The organism is Persicobacter psychrovividus, from assembly GCF_036492425.1.
Lineage (GTDB): Bacteria > Bacteroidota > Bacteroidia > Cytophagales > Cyclobacteriaceae > Persicobacter > Persicobacter psychrovividus.
The window spans coordinates 2,213,373-2,227,691 of sequence record NZ_AP025292.1; the positions used below are offsets into that span (position 1 = coordinate 2,213,373).

The window sequence follows — 14,319 nt, forward strand, 5'->3', positions numbered from 1 at the left end:
AACCCCCAGCCATCAACCCAATAATTGGCACCCGTACCTAAGGAACACATCAGCACATTTTGCTAAGTTCCACCAACTTCAGCACCGTTTTCCAATTCCGTGTCGTAGCCCCCACCTTTAGCTTTTTCTCAAAAAAATTATTGGACATTTTAGTTTTGTGATATGCCCCTGCACAATATAAATACACCTCTTGTCCCGCAACATGGAATTGATCAGGCTCAAAATTATGTACCAATGCTTCTTCTATTTGTGTAGCCATCGGTACTTCTTTTAGAAAGACCAAATGTAACTGTGCGATTTCGGCATCCTTCACAAATGGATTATGCTCGACAATCCCTTCCATTTCTTGTGAAGTCCGAATTATCACGGGCACATCAAAGCCAAAATGTGCTTTGATCGCCTTCTCCAACTCAATTTCCAATTCAGCATTCGAACGATCCGACATAAAAAGCACATTTCCTGACTGAATATAGGTTTTCACATCCGTCCAACCCAAACCTTCACAAACAGATCGAAGGTCTGCCATCAGTATTTTCCTCTTGCCTCCTACATTGATGCCTCGGAGGATAGCGATTTTTTTGGTCATGACAGATAAAAATTACTTTGTACTCAAGCCCGAATGATCAAGTTCTTCAACACCAACGATCAACCCATTGGCGATAAAGTTATCTCCATCACTTAATTTTGAGATCGTATAGGTTTCCTGTTGCCCCTCCAAATATTGGATCTTCACCAATTTTTGAGTTCCATATGAAGATATAAACTCATCTCCAACGGCTATCTGATCAATATATTCGAACCCCTTATATTGTTTGGATTGATACGGATTTAGCGATGCCCAACCTTTTCCTCGAACTTTAAAAGGGTGATCTTTAGTTGCTGTCACTGTTAGACCACTCTCAAACTGATAAGTAACCAACCCACAATGCCTCACTTTTTCTAACTGTAAAACCTTAGCCGACTTCAATTTCCTTTCTTCAGAATCCATGTACTGAACAAGATCCCCAACTTTTAAAGCTTCAATATTCTTGGTCGAGTGTTCGGTTATTTGAATCTTCGTTCCTTTTGCAAAACAATGAACATCCAAGCCATCAAAATATATCTCAGAAATAGCAACATCATCATATTTCAGTCCTTTATAAACTTCCATGATTTCAAATTTAAGCTTCCAATCAGGCTTCTTCTCCAATGCTCCCCAATCTTCTCTACCACTATTTCCTATTGGATCTACAGCGAAGGTCTGCTCTCCTCGAACATCCTGCAAATTCAAGATGGCATAAGGCTCATCATCAAGATAGACTTTCAATTTTTTCACACGAGAATTATTTTCCCATGCCATCTCACTTTTCACATAACCATTGACAACAATAATTTTATTAATTCTTGGTGATGTTGCGTCAAAAGTATATTCCAAATATTCTCCAACCCCATAACCATCAACCCCTTCTACCCAAGCATTTTTATAGTTCAAATCATGTGCATTGGAAGGTTCATAATTAATTTCACTTTGTGATTTCAGAAAGCTTGACCCTGTAATTTTTTTTGGTCCCTGAGCTCCACAATACCAACTACAGCCTGCTAAAACATCCCAATATCCGTCCCTTGCTTCTTCATAATTACGAACCACATATTGCTCAGCTTCAGAGAAATTTTCAAACTTTTCTCCTTTGACCAATCCCTCGGTAATTCGCTTATAAATCTTTTCCTTAAGCGCATACTCTTTCTCTCCTTCCTCATTTAATTCAATTGGTGATATTTCTAATGGACTTAATTCCTGAATCTCCTGTGATAATGCGGATATTGATAAAAAAATAAAGGCTACGATTGAAAACTGTTTCATCATTTCAGAAATTGGTTTCTTTAAAACAAAAATACGCCAAGGCATGCCTTGACGCTCCATGATCAATGTTGATTTAACATCACGTCCCACAAAATGTCTGATAACCGCTATCAATCCCCCCATCCATCACCTCAAACCGAACACCTTCGGGATGCTCTCCATAAGGTTGCGACAAACGCTCCATCAACTCATTGAACGGTTGCATATCGCCTTCCACGGCGGAATTCAATGCATTTTCAACCCAATGATTTCGGGGAATGATGTTCGGGTTGTACTTTTTCATCCAAGATTTATCGGGAGAAAAACGGTGCCAATCCTCCTTCCATTGTTTAAAATCTTCTGCTTGAAACAAGGGCGTGTCAAGATCCCGATCTTCATGCAATGCCAAGAAGGTTTGGGTATAATCCGCTTTGTACTTTTCCATTAAAGCCAACAGGCGGTCAACCAAAGACTTGTCCTTATCTTCGACCTGCCTCAATCCTAATTTACCGAACATCATTTGAGTCCATTTTTGAGAGAATTTAGCCTTAAAGCCATCAATCACTTTTTGTGCCTTTTCTATGGATTGGTCTTCATCATCGGCGATCAATGGCAAGAGCGCATTGGCAAAGGCGACGATATTCCACAAAGCAATATTGGGCTGATTTCCATAGGCATACCGACCCTGCGTATCAATCGAACTGAAAACCGTTTTCGGGTCATAGGCATTCATGAAAGCACATGGCCCATAGTCTATCGTTTCGCCCGCAATACTCATATTATCCGTGTTCATCACCCCATGGATGAAGCCCACCCGCATCCAATCGACGATCAAGTCAATCTGCTGATCCATCACGGTTTCAAGCAATCCAAGCGTCGGATTTTCAGCATTTTTCAGGTCGGGATAATGTCGATCAATGGTATAATCAATCAATGCCTGAAGCTCTTCTAAAGTGCGGACATTTCGGGCATATTCGAAGGTCCCAACCCGCAGATGACTGCCTGCAACTCGGGTCAAAATAGCTCCATCATGATGCTCTCCACGGAACACTTTTTCACCCGTAGCTACCACTGCCAAGCTACGGGTGGTCGGGATGCCCAAATGATGCATCGCCTCACTAATCAGGTATTCGCGCAACATGGAATAGAGCGTCGCTCGTCCATCACCCTGACGGGAATAAGGCGTCCGACCTGCGCCCTTCAACTGAATATCCACTCGTTTTTGATCGGGCGTAACCTGTTCTCCCAACAAGATCGCACGGCCATCACCCAACATCGTGAAATGTCCAAATTGATGCCCCGCATAGGCTTGTGCCAAAGGCTGAGCCCCTGCAATCAATTGGTTTCCTGATAGGTATTCAGCAATAGAGGTTTGAAAATTAAGCCCTAATGTATCGGCTAATTTCTCATTATAAAGCACTGTTTTTGGGGCGGCAACAGGCACAGGCGATTGAAAGCTATAAAAAGAAGCGGGAAGATTTTTATAGGTATTTTCCAGATGGAATTTGTGGTCGGTGGTAGGCATTTTAAGGTTTTGGTTTTATGGTATATTAAAGATAGGGAAATTTTCCATAAACCTCATACCTGTCTTTGGTTCAAGCGTCTCGCTTGGATCAAAGTAATTTGTGCAGTGTTAAGGACCATGATTAAAAGGATTACCATGATTTTCTTATTTTACAGTAGGTGTTGATATTAACAGTAACCTTAATCCATAATAAATTGCTATCCATTTTTTAGTCCAAGCGAGACGCTTGAACTAAAAAATACTTCCATACTTTACCTCAACCGTTCCCCAATCCTCATGGCAATTGATGTTCCCACAAAAACATTATAATCCCTCAAATTATTTTCCTTCTCAAAAATCATATCCCTGCTTTGCAACCAGCGTCCTTCCAACCGACAGATAATGTGATCACTCGGCAAATAATCGATATTGAACGATAGCCCTGCGGTTTGAAAACCATCGGGGGAAATGGAAGAAATAATCACTTCCTTTTCATCATAAAAATACTCGCCACGCACCGCCATCTGCCATTTTTCATGCAGACGATATTGAGCAATCAGCGTCGGCACCCACCAAATATGATAGTCCTCACTACCCTTTTCTTGTTGTTGAATACCGATATCAAAGCCTGTGGTCAAGGAGAATTTCGACCAATGAAACTGTAAATAAAGATCATTGAAATACCGCATCCGTCGTTCGGCATCAGGGAAATCAGAACCGATAAAAGTGCTCCAATTCACCATCACTTTCTTCGAAAATTGATATTGTACCTGCGTACCGAAAGACGGCAAGGAATTGCCTTCCACCCGGGTGATTCTCTGCCAACCATTGACCACCAATCCCGCCAAAGTCAATCGCTCGGTAGGGTTAAACGTCAGCTTGACGCCTGTCAGAAAATAGGGAGAGTTCTCCGCCGACAAAGAACGTGTCATCGTCGGGTTGTCCATCGCAAAAGGGTTTTCAAAACCAATATGTGAAGGCATAATGCCCGCATCCAGCCAAAGGCTGTTTTTGTTATTCAAAGAAATCCCAACATTGGCTTCAAAGACATTTTTCAGCAAATCCTGTTCCGCCGCATAGTTATCCTGCGGATAGGTTCCTGCCTGAACCGCCAGCTTTGCCCGATACTTCTCATGGTCTAAATCCACCCGAATCAGCCCCATATTCACATTGAACTCATTATGCCGATTGTGATTAAAGAAGAAAGGCTGTCGGACTCCCCCTTCGGGTTCATTGAAGTCATAAACATAAAAGCTTTCCGCATAAGCCCCGAGGGTCAGCTGATAGCTTTGTGGTTCATCTTGTGCTTTTGCTTCGAGGAATGAAATACACAGGAGCAATAAGAGGAGAAGGTGTCGGCGGGTTGGGGTCATCGAGTATAAAAATTAGGCTGTTGTTTATATTGTCCACAGATTATTTATTGCATTGAAAATCAATCGCATCTCATTCTAATTAAAGTGAAATTTGATCGAAGGTTTTGTATTTCAATAACAATTGCCTGTTAAAACCACTCACCCCATTGAAGCACAGTACCAAACCATTTTAATGGTTTTCTGTATGGTAGCCCATTGCTTTAGCTGTGGGCAAGGATAGATTTTAGACAGGACATGCCGTAGCTCCACAGCATGCCCTGGTATTACAATAATGGAAATATCACGGCACACGGAACCGCATCCCCACATAAAATTCCCGTCCACGGGTCGGGCCCCAAACCGAGCTCGTATCGAAATAAGGGCCAAAAGGATCCTGCCAACCCACAATCGGCTGTTTCTGACGAAAATCAAAAATATTCTCGCAACCACCATAAAACTCAAATTGCTTGAAATTGTAGGTGAACTGCATATTGACCGTCGTGAAAGGGTCCGAATAATCGGGGCGCTGAAACTCCACAGGATTACTTTGGGTGTTGGGCAATCGCTGTCGATCATACCAATGAATATTCATATCGATATGATATTTTTGGGATAAAGGTTTATATCCGAGCGTGGTAACCGTCTTGTGTTGTGGGTTGAAAGGTAACGCCACTTTTTCGCCTTCAATCTCTCGGTACACATCTAAATAGCGGTAGCCCGTTTTGAACTCAAACTGTTGCCATAGCTTGACGAAAAATTCCAGCTGAAAGGCATTGCTCACGCTTTTGCCGTCAAAGTTTTCAATCCGTGCTTCGGTCGGCGAACTGTCGTAATCGGGAAAGATCTGATTATTGAAATCCGTTCGGTAAAGGTCTGCACTGACAAAACCCGACGCTTGATCATTCTCGAATTTTTGAGTAAAATTAAGCCCTGTATTCAATGCCTGTTCAGGTTTCAGATCTGAAGCGAAGATAACATTTCGAGAGCTTGCCAACAGGTTGATGTTCTCACTGAAAATATTCGCCGTACGCCATCCTGTCCCTACATTCGCACGGATCACACTGTTTGGTGAAACATCATATTTCAACAGCGTGCGAGGCGTAAATAGCCAACCAAATTGATTGTGATGATCCATCCGAACACCTGCCAACCACGTCAATTTCCCATCAAACAACTTCAGTGTATTTTCGATAAATCCCCCTGCAATATGTTCATCCTTCAGATACTGACCGTCATAGGTTCGGTTCAAGGTATTGTCAGTAAAAGCGATTTGCTCTGACAAATTCAGATGTCGGTAGCTGAAGCCTGTCTTTAGTGAATGGTCCGCATAATTCAACTCATATTGAATATTTCCATAGAAATTGGTTTGTTGAGCATCATATTTTACCGTTCCGAAATAGGCATTTTGATCCTGATAAAAGCTCGACGCCATCAACACAAAATGATGTTGGTCATTCAATCGAAACCCTGTTTTTGTCCAAACCTCGGGCTGTTGCATATTCACCAACTGACCATAAACAGCCGTACTTCCCTGATCTGTTTTTTCGTTGAAATTCACCTGACCACCGACCCGCTGTTCGTCCACATAGCGCAGACCTACCCGACTATGCCACCCCCAATCACGCTCATTGCCATACTGCAAATCATTGGAAATCAAATAACGACGGATTTTGGGAACATCTAAAAACTGATCCCCATCTCGATCAAAATCATTCGCAGGAAAAACCGCATGAACCGCCGTCAGATTGCTCCACTTGCCTTTCTTCAAGCTAAAATGCGTATTCAACTGTTTTTCAGAAAAGCTATTGACATAGGCATTGAAGAAAAATTTGTCCGACTCTGAAGGTTTCAGGGTCGCCACATTGATCTGCCCGCTGATGCTTTCAAAACCTTGTAGAACACTGTTCGCTCCCTTGGATATCGAGATATTTTCGACCAACGTCCCAGGAATACTGCTGATGCCATAGGTATAACTCAAACCTTGAATCATCGGTAGCCCATTGACCAACACTTGATTGTAAACCCCTGAAAGTCCTAAAATACGCAACTCCTTGGCATTGGTCACCACATTGGTCGTTTGGGGCTGAATGGCGATCTGCGTCTCGAAGCAACCCGCCAAATCACAACAAGCCGATTTACCCAACTCCGTTCGGGTGATCTGTTGCGTTTTGATTGGCGTCAGGTTGGACATGATCACCCCATCCCGCTGCTCGGAAACCACCACTTCATCCAAAACCTTGGAGGCCTGTAATTGAAAACTCACCGACTTTTGATTGCTGATCGTGATTGTATCGGCAAAATAGCCCATATAGGTCGCCACCAGCTTTTGATGCGATGGGTCGATCGATTTTATCGAAAATTGACCATGTTCATCGGTCATGGTGCCCGTGGTGGTATTGAGCCAAAACACGCTCGCACCCACCAAAGGCTGTCGATTTTTATCAGTAACCGTCCCCTCGATCGCCTGCGCAAACAAAACATAAGGGCACAACAAACTGACAATGAATAAGAATTTTTTCATTGTTGAAAAGATTGGAAAGGAAAAGGGTGCGAGATAAATTTGGTTCAAGCGTCCCGTTTGGATCAAATTCAAAATCGCATTCCATAGTCCAAGCGGGACGCTTGAACTAAGAAAAATACCCTATGCTTTACATAAATTTATTGCTTAACCTTATAAGGGCGATCGTTCGGGTTTTTACAACCACTGGTGTTCTGAATCACCGCATTGATTTGTTTTTCGCTCACTACCGCAGGATCAAAAGTGATTTCAAAAGTAGAAGTAGGACCCGATTTTACGGCTTTGCAAGAGCTCACCCCTTCCAATCCTTCCACATTATTGGCGATCGTTTTCAGATCTGAGGAACAGGTAACACCCTTTACTTTGGTCTTAATGGTTTTAGTGCTCTCGGCTACTTTTTCGATAAGGTTGGTAGAGGAGGCAAAGGTATTCGCAGGAAAAGCGAACAATAGGGCGATGATGCAAATATTGAAATATTTCATTTTTTCTGATTTTTGTTGGTTGATCGTTTCGTTGGCTGAATGCCGAAACGGTTAGAATTGCCCATAAATTATTGAATGTACATCTCGGTACGGACGTTGCATGCAACGTCCCTACAATAGCATTTTGGACACACAAGATTTTCGTGCTGAGGCGAAATCAACCAAGCTTGGGCGGTTGCCAAAAATCAGGAAAGAATTGAGAAAAAAGAGTGGGAACCAATCCCTTCAATTCATCAGTAGGCATCAAAAGTTCTTCAAACCGAAAAATCGAAAGTTCTGAAAAAAAGAACGGGCAACAGGAACAGCATACATGGAAAGGGTTGCAAACACCTGGGCTTTCCTCTTGATGATGATCCGCTGAATCGTTATCAGATCCTGTTTGACATTCACTTACGCCCCCACAGCATTCCACCTGCACATCTGATGCAGAATTTTCGGCATAGGCCATTGGATTTCCCGAAAGAAACAAAGTCGTGAGGGTCAATATGTAAATGAGGATCTTCATTTGCTAATGCAAATTTAATGAAGATCGGGGAATTATTGCAAGGGGAAGTGATTTTTAGATGTGATAACATTAGATATAATTTTCAATCCAATAACTATAATCAGCCAAAATCTGCCCCTCCTTTGATGCTTGATCTAAGGCTTGAAATTCGAAAAGCTGTAAAGAAAATACTTTACCTGACGCTACACTCCTTACCTCAGCAAACAAATTTGAACATTGCTCAACATTGTTATCAAAACCGATTAACTCAAAAACTTGTCTTCCATTAGGCGTATCAGCCCCATAATCTGAATATAAAAAATCCCACGCTACACCTGTTACTTTCAATGGTAATTTTACATTCTTTTTAATGTACTCCAGATATTTTATCAAAGTGCCCGTTGAAACAACCAATGAACTATCTTGAATTATTTCGGAAATTCTTATTTCTTCTTCCTCCATATTTTTTCCAAATATTTAATACTGCCTTAGTTCCATTATTACTCCAAAATCCTAAGATAAATCAGCCTATTTTCTTTTTCCTTTATTGTTATGATCTCCCAAATGGGCTTATGCCCCTTTTTACTTGGGCGAAATGACTGATACTCGACACCTCTTATATCATCATAAGTTGCTGTAAATTGTATTTCTTTCTCAGAATATCTTGGCTTACCCGATCTAATATCAAACATTTCAGGGGCATCCTTTATATAGTTTGGAGAACTCAAAAAACGACTCATTAACCTTTCTTTATCTTCCGCTGAGATTTCCAATTCAAATTGATGAGAATAATCCATTAAACTTGAAACATCATTATATTCCAATTCAAAATCATGTAACAACTCAATATTATGTTCAGCCAAACAAGCCTTAACATCAGACTTAAAAAATAAATAATCTTCAATAAATAATGCAAAAACAACCAATGTGATGATCAGAACCATTAGGTTGGAAGTAAATTTCACTGCTTTTTTCATGAAATCCAGGTATAAAAAATCCAAAAATAACACTTATAAGATAATAAAATTTAGAACAAAAAAAGAGGCCATCCACCGACAGCCTCTTCTTTCTCAACACATTAATATTCTTATTTCAAAACACCCTCTTCTTCCGCAACGGCTTCAGGCTGTTTAAATTCTTTGAAACAAGCAAATCCAATCAACAACACTGTCAAAATCGAGCAAACCAAACCGATAGGCTCACCGATGGCGTAGCTTGGTGGGTTGAAGGCAAACTTGATCGTGTGCTTTCCTGCAGGAATCATCATTGCGCGCAAAACATAGTTGGCACGGAAGTGTGGTGTTTCCTGTCCGTCGATCGTTGCCGACCAACCAGGCTGATAGTACATTTCACTGAATACCGCCAAGGCTTCTGAACTGCTGTTCGACTCATAAGTCATGTGCATTGGGTGGTATTCGGTCAGCTTGATGCTCGATGCAGGATCAAATTTATAATCGGTTTTCACCACATCAGCAAAGCGTTGATCGACGATGGCTTCTTGTTTTGGATTGATATTATCCAGTGCTTTCATCTCGGCATCGGCATTGGCAACGATCTTAACGGTCGGCACAAACCAGGCATGTCCACAAGCCTGAGGGTTTACCTGCACTTGTGGCTGTTTGGTTTTCTGATCAGGAACGATGAAATATTTGGTGTTGAGCATGTTCAAAACGCCCATATTATTTTTGGCAATTTGTCCTTCGATCAGTTCCTGATAACGTCCGAGTTTGATCGCGCTATATCCGCCAATAGATTTATGGTGATAGGACGTTACACCATCGTTGAATGTGTTGGTCGCCAAATTGAACACCCTGAAATCAGGATCTTTGTCGGTATTGATCTGCTGATCAATTGGCGTTGGCGCAAACAACTGACGCGTATAAGCCTTCACATCTTTGAAATCATCAGCATTCAAATAGCGTAAGCCCACGCCAACCAAATCAAACAACATCAGCACACATAAACCGCCTGTAACGATTTTAACAGACAATTTCTCTACGGCCAGAGCCCACAGGCCTGCACCTGTCAAAAGAATTAAAATCAAGGAACGGAAAGCATCTCCACGCAACAAAGACGCGCGATCATCCTGAATGGCGGTGATCAACCAGGCAGGCAAGCCCATTGAACCATCTTTCGGCCCACGGAACGACATCATGGCACTGGCCACAATCGCCAACAGGCACAATCCACCTACGACGATGGTCGTATTTTTCAACCCTTTGATGAAATCAGTTTTGGAGATCTGACCGTCCAAAAAGCGTTGGATGGCCAAAACACCCAAGAAAGGGAAGATCAACTGTGCGATCGAAAGAATCATGGTGACCGATCGGAATTTGTTGTAAAGCGGCACAACATAAAAGAAGAAGTCGCTTAACAAAGGGAAGTTTTTACCCATCGACAGGAAGATCGACAGCAAAGCCAACACCACGGCCCACCATTTTAAAGATCCTTTGATGGTGAATAATCCCAACACAAAAAGGAACACCACAATCGCCCCGAAGTAAACAGGACCTGCTGTAAATGGCTGATCGCCCCAATACATCGGCAAGGCGTTCACAAACTGATCGGCCTGCGCACGCGGCACCTGATTTTTGATCAGTGTCTGATAGGTTTCAGAATCTTTAGATAACGATTCATGTGAGCTTCCGCCATAGAAATAAGGGATCAAAGTGGTGATCGGCTCGATCACGCCGTTGCTCCATGCGAACACATAATCCTTGTCCAGTCCACCGCCTTCGTGTTGTTTGGCGGTCAATTCGGATGTTCCACGAGTTGTCGATGGTGCCAAATTCGCTGTGGACCACAAGCGAACCACATTGGAGCCAATCGCCAACATCGCTGCCACAACCAAGAAAACGGAAGGCTTGATGAAAGCAGCCCATTGCTTGCTACGAATCGCTTTAACCAACTCCACAATACCAATCCCGAGGATCATGTACAGCAAATAATAGTTGATCTGAATATGTCCGTAGTAAACCTGCATTCCCAAAAAGAAGGCCGTCATGGCCGCACCCGACCAGTATTTACCACGATAGGTCATGAATACCCCTGCCAAAACAGGTGCCATATAAACCATGTCATAAACCTTGTTTATATGCCCCGCCTCGAGGCTAATCAGGCTAAAGGTGGAAAAAGCATAGGCAGCAGCACCTGCAAAAGACAGCCAGGGGTTCACGCCAAAACTGACCAGCAGGATATAAAAACCCACAAAACCCAGAAACACCAAAAGCGCCGAATCTGGAAAAAGGGCCTTTATGCCCACATGCACTTTCTGAAAGAGGTTCTGCTCCGAGCTCATGAAGTTGGGCATGCCACCGAAAGAACTGTTAGTCCACAGGATTTCCTCCCCATTTTTACTGTACAGTTCAGACTCATGGGCGGCCCCTTTGAACTGTATCACATCGGATTGTAAAAGTTCTTTTCCACTGAGCGTTGGCCCGAAGTAGATTAAGGTAATGATCAAAAATGCCCCCACCGATAGCAGGTGTGGCCAAAGCTTATTCCAATTCATCGAAAAATGGTCAATTGTTAAAGTTATATTTTTTCCTCCGTCAAGAAGTCGGTTTTTCAATCAGCTAAGATAAAGACCTTCCCACGAAAAGCGGAATAGATCATCAATTTATTCCGCAAACTACCTTATAATATCATAGAATCAGTTTCAATGACTGACAAAAATCAGCTAAAGAGCCAAATTTTTTAACTTAACTTTGATATCGGTTTAATACCATGAACTTATATAGACATCATCCCATTTTTAGTTATTGCTTAGTAAATAATATCCCATGAAAAAAATAGCAGTTCTTACCTCAGGAGGAGATGCGCCAGGCATGAATGCGGCGCTAAGGGCGGTAGTGCGTGCAGCCACTTACTACGGTATGGAGGTCTATGGCGTGAAGCGAGGCTTTGACGGACTCATTCAGGGTGATATATATAAAATGAAGTCCTACTCGGTGAGTAATATTATCTCTTTGGGGGGCACCATCCTGAAAACTGCCCGAAGTGTGGAATTCCACTCCAAAGAAGGGCGCGACAAAGCTTTTGAACACCTGCGAAGCAGGGATATCGAAGGGCTTGTGGTGATTGGTGGCGACGGTACCATGAATGCCTGCTTGCGCTTTTCCGAAGCCTACAGTTTTCCAGTGGTGGGGATTCCGGGCACCATTAACAACGACCTTTATGGCACAGATTTCACGATTGGTTTCGATACGGCAGTCAACACTGCCCTGGATGCTATCGATAAAATCCGTGACACCGCCAACTCCCATGACCGCATTTTCTTTGTGGAAGTGATGGGACGCGATGCAGGATACATTGCGATTCAGACGGGTATCGGTGGCGGGGCTGAATTGGTGATGGTCCCTGAAACAGAGACCTCGATTCAGGATGTCATCTCTACCCTTCAAGCAGGTTGGGACCGTTCAAAAAGCGCCTCTATTGTGGTTACCGCTGAAGGCAATGCCGAGGGCTCAGCACTGGATATTGCGCAGAAGGTAAAGGAGCACATCAACAATAAAGACATCAAAATCACGACCCTGGGGCATATTCAGCGTGGCGGAGCACCTTCAGCTTTCGATAGAATATTGTCCTCGCGTCTTGGGCTCGCTGCTGTGGAAGCGTTGAGGAATGGCAATCATGGTAAAATGGTTGGCATTATCAAAGATGAGATCAGCTATACCGACTTTAAAACCGCCATTGAAACACCAAAGCCCCTGAACGAGGAATTGGTACGGTTGGTGGAGATTTTGAATAGTTAGCCCATTATTCTGCCCACAGGCTAAGTGATTTAATAAGAAATCTACTAAAGTAAAGATAATCCCGAAGGGATGAAATAACTTAGCCCGGGGCTGTTGCCTAACCATAAATTGATTTTGTCCCACGAAATTTTATTTCGTCACTGTATGGGCTGACCTGTGTGTCTGCCCGAATCATCATAAATTTTGTGTGGTTTGGATACACACATAGGTGCATCCGCAATGTCATTAAGTTAAGGATTTTGGGCTGACTCAGGTGTAAATTTGAAATGCATGTAAAGGCATAATTCATTATGTCTCACGTAACCATTTGAATTAATCCAAGAAAAATCAGCGTTGTGTTAGACGTTAAAAATAACGTCTCTACGGGGTAAGGTGCTTAACTTAATGACATTGGGTGCATCCGTACAGTTATCAGAATAATCTTTTGCGCTAAATTCAAAGAATTTCGTTATGCAACCGCCGCTATTCCTTGACTTCACCTTTCAGGTGCTCCCGAATCAGAGCAACGATTCCCGCTTCATCCTCAGGATGAAACCAATGAAACTCCTCATCCTTCTTAAAATAAGTCAGTTGGCGTTTAGCATATCGTCGGGTGTTTCGCTTTAAAAGGCGTATAGCCTCTTCCCGATCATATTGCCCATCCATATAATCAAAAACCTCTTTATACCCTACCGTCTGCAGTGCATTCACCTCCCGATAGGGCAACAAACGCTCCACCTCCTCAAACAGGCCTTGTTCAATCATGATGTCCACACGGCGATTAATTCGGTCGTATAATTCCTCACGCTCCCGTTCCAAACCGATTTTCAGCATTTTAAAAGGACGGGCATCCAGCTTGTTTTTTCTGTAAAAAGACATCGGCTGACCACTTACCCGAAAAACTTCCACGGCACGCATCACGCGCTGTGGGTTTTGCAAGTCCACTTCATCAGCATAGGCAGGATCATTGGCCCACAGTTCTTTGACCAAAAACTCCAGGCCCTTTTCTTCATAATCGGCAATCACCTGCGCACGAACAGCTTCAGGCGTTTTGGGCATATCATCAAAACCCTCCACTAAGCCCTTGATATAAAGCGTGCTTCCGCCCGTGGCAATTACGGTATCATGAGTGGCAAATAAAGTTTTCGCCTTGGCCAGGGCATCGAGCTCAAAACGCCCAGCACTGTAAGGGGTATCCACCGACATATGATCGACAAAATGATGTACCACACCATCCATCTCCTCCACGGTAGGCTTTGCGGTTCCTATTGCCATTTCCTTAAAAAACTGTCGTGAATCAGCACTGATGATCTCCGTACCGAATAGCTGCGCTAAAGTAACACAAAGCGCCGTTTTCCCAACAGCTGTTGGCCCAACAATGACCACCAATAATTTATCTTCCATTAATTCCTTCGCCATATAAGCTG

At 42.9% G+C, this 14,319-nt stretch carries 12 protein-coding genes; 1 reads left to right on the forward strand and 11 read right to left on the reverse strand.

Annotated features, from left to right (window positions below; translation table 11 throughout):
* Positions 1–49: 49 nt before the first annotated feature.
* The 10 genes from AABK40_RS09425 to AABK40_RS09470 form a co-directional block, all read right to left on the reverse strand.
* Positions 50–586 (reverse strand): DUF1697 domain-containing protein, encoded by a 537-nt coding sequence (locus AABK40_RS09425; protein ID WP_338396883.1) that lies wholly within the window; start codon positions 584–586, stop codon positions 50–52.
* Positions 587–598: 12 nt separating this feature from the next.
* On the reverse strand, positions 599–1,900 hold the full coding sequence (locus tag AABK40_RS09430; protein WP_338396884.1) for an NADase-type glycan-binding domain-containing protein: 1,302 nt from the start codon (positions 1,898–1,900) through the stop codon (positions 599–601).
* Positions 1,901–1,919: 19 nt separating this feature from the next.
* Positions 1,920–3,344 carry a protein adenylyltransferase SelO gene (locus AABK40_RS09435; RefSeq protein ID WP_338396885.1) on the reverse strand — a complete coding sequence of 475 codons (1,425 nt, stop codon included), beginning with the start codon at positions 3,342–3,344 and terminating at the stop codon, positions 1,920–1,922.
* A 251-nt stretch (positions 3,345–3,595) separates the two neighbouring features.
* Positions 3,596–4,696, reverse strand: coding sequence for a porin (locus AABK40_RS09440; protein WP_338396886.1), 1,101 nt, complete (start codon positions 4,694–4,696; stop codon positions 3,596–3,598).
* Positions 4,697–4,976: 280 nt separating this feature from the next.
* Positions 4,977–7,196 carry a TonB-dependent receptor gene (locus tag AABK40_RS09445; RefSeq protein ID WP_338396887.1) on the reverse strand — a complete coding sequence of 740 codons (2,220 nt, stop codon included), beginning with the start codon at positions 7,194–7,196 and terminating at the stop codon, positions 4,977–4,979.
* A 137-nt stretch (positions 7,197–7,333) separates the two neighbouring features.
* Positions 7,334–7,675, reverse strand: a complete 342-nt coding sequence (locus AABK40_RS09450; RefSeq protein WP_332918914.1) for a heavy-metal-associated domain-containing protein — start codon at positions 7,673–7,675, stop codon at positions 7,334–7,336.
* A gap of 157 nt (positions 7,676–7,832) precedes the next feature.
* Entirely contained in the window at positions 7,833–8,180 is a 348-nt protein-coding gene (locus tag AABK40_RS09455; protein WP_338396888.1) for a hypothetical protein, read from the reverse strand.
* Positions 8,181–8,249: 69 nt separating this feature from the next.
* Entirely contained in the window at positions 8,250–8,621 is a 372-nt protein-coding gene (locus AABK40_RS09460; RefSeq protein ID WP_338396889.1) for a calcium-binding protein, read from the reverse strand.
* Positions 8,622–8,659: 38 nt separating this feature from the next.
* Entirely contained in the window at positions 8,660–9,136 is a 477-nt protein-coding gene (locus AABK40_RS09465; protein ID WP_338396890.1) for a hypothetical protein, read from the reverse strand.
* Between the two features lie 110 nt (positions 9,137–9,246).
* The gene (locus AABK40_RS09470) at positions 9,247–11,670 is read right to left on the reverse strand and encodes a YfhO family protein (protein WP_338396891.1); all 2,424 of its coding nucleotides are present in this window, start codon (positions 11,668–11,670) and stop codon (positions 9,247–9,249) included.
* Between the two features lie 271 nt (positions 11,671–11,941).
* Here AABK40_RS09470 and pfkA point away from each other — a divergent pair, with 271 nt between their 5' ends.
* On the forward strand, positions 11,942–12,913 hold the full coding sequence (pfkA, locus tag AABK40_RS09475) for a 6-phosphofructokinase (RefSeq protein WP_332918910.1): 972 nt from the start codon (positions 11,942–11,944) through the stop codon (positions 12,911–12,913).
* Positions 12,914–13,375: 462 nt separating this feature from the next.
* Here pfkA and miaA read toward each other — a convergent pair whose 3' ends face one another.
* Complete coding sequence (miaA, locus tag AABK40_RS09480) at positions 13,376–14,311, reverse strand: tRNA (adenosine(37)-N6)-dimethylallyltransferase MiaA (protein WP_338396892.1); 936 nt, start codon at positions 14,309–14,311, stop codon at positions 13,376–13,378.
* Positions 14,312–14,319: the final 8 nt, after the last annotated feature.

Excerpts from the sequence above, each read along its gene's own strand:
- AABK40_RS09425 (WP_338396883.1), bottom strand. The coding sequence starts at position 586 with ATGACCAAAAAAATCGCTATCCTCCGAGGCATCAATGTAGGAGGCAAG.
- AABK40_RS09430 (WP_338396884.1), bottom strand. The coding sequence starts at position 1,900 with ATGGAGCGTCAAGGCATGCCTTGGCGTATTTTTGTTTTAAAGAAACCA.
- AABK40_RS09435 (WP_338396885.1), bottom strand. The coding sequence starts at position 3,344 with ATGCCTACCACCGACCACAAATTCCATCTGGAAAATACCTATAAAAAT.
- AABK40_RS09440 (WP_338396886.1), bottom strand. The coding sequence starts at position 4,696 with ATGACCCCAACCCGCCGACACCTTCTCCTCTTATTGCTCCTGTGTATT.
- AABK40_RS09445 (WP_338396887.1), bottom strand. The coding sequence starts at position 7,196 with ATGAAAAAATTCTTATTCATTGTCAGTTTGTTGTGCCCTTATGTTTTG.
- AABK40_RS09450 (WP_332918914.1), bottom strand. The coding sequence starts at position 7,675 with ATGAAATATTTCAATATTTGCATCATCGCCCTATTGTTCGCTTTTCCT.
- AABK40_RS09455 (WP_338396888.1), bottom strand. The coding sequence starts at position 8,180 with ATGAAGATCCTCATTTACATATTGACCCTCACGACTTTGTTTCTTTCG.
- AABK40_RS09460 (WP_338396889.1), bottom strand. The coding sequence starts at position 8,621 with ATGGAGGAAGAAGAAATAAGAATTTCCGAAATAATTCAAGATAGTTCA.
- AABK40_RS09465 (WP_338396890.1), bottom strand. The coding sequence starts at position 9,136 with ATGAAAAAAGCAGTGAAATTTACTTCCAACCTAATGGTTCTGATCATC.
- AABK40_RS09470 (WP_338396891.1), bottom strand. The coding sequence starts at position 11,670 with ATGAATTGGAATAAGCTTTGGCCACACCTGCTATCGGTGGGGGCATTT.
- pfkA (WP_332918910.1), top strand. The coding sequence starts at position 11,942 with ATGAAAAAAATAGCAGTTCTTACCTCAGGAGGAGATGCGCCAGGCATG.
- miaA (WP_338396892.1), bottom strand. The coding sequence starts at position 14,311 with ATGGCGAAGGAATTAATGGAAGATAAATTATTGGTGGTCATTGTTGGG.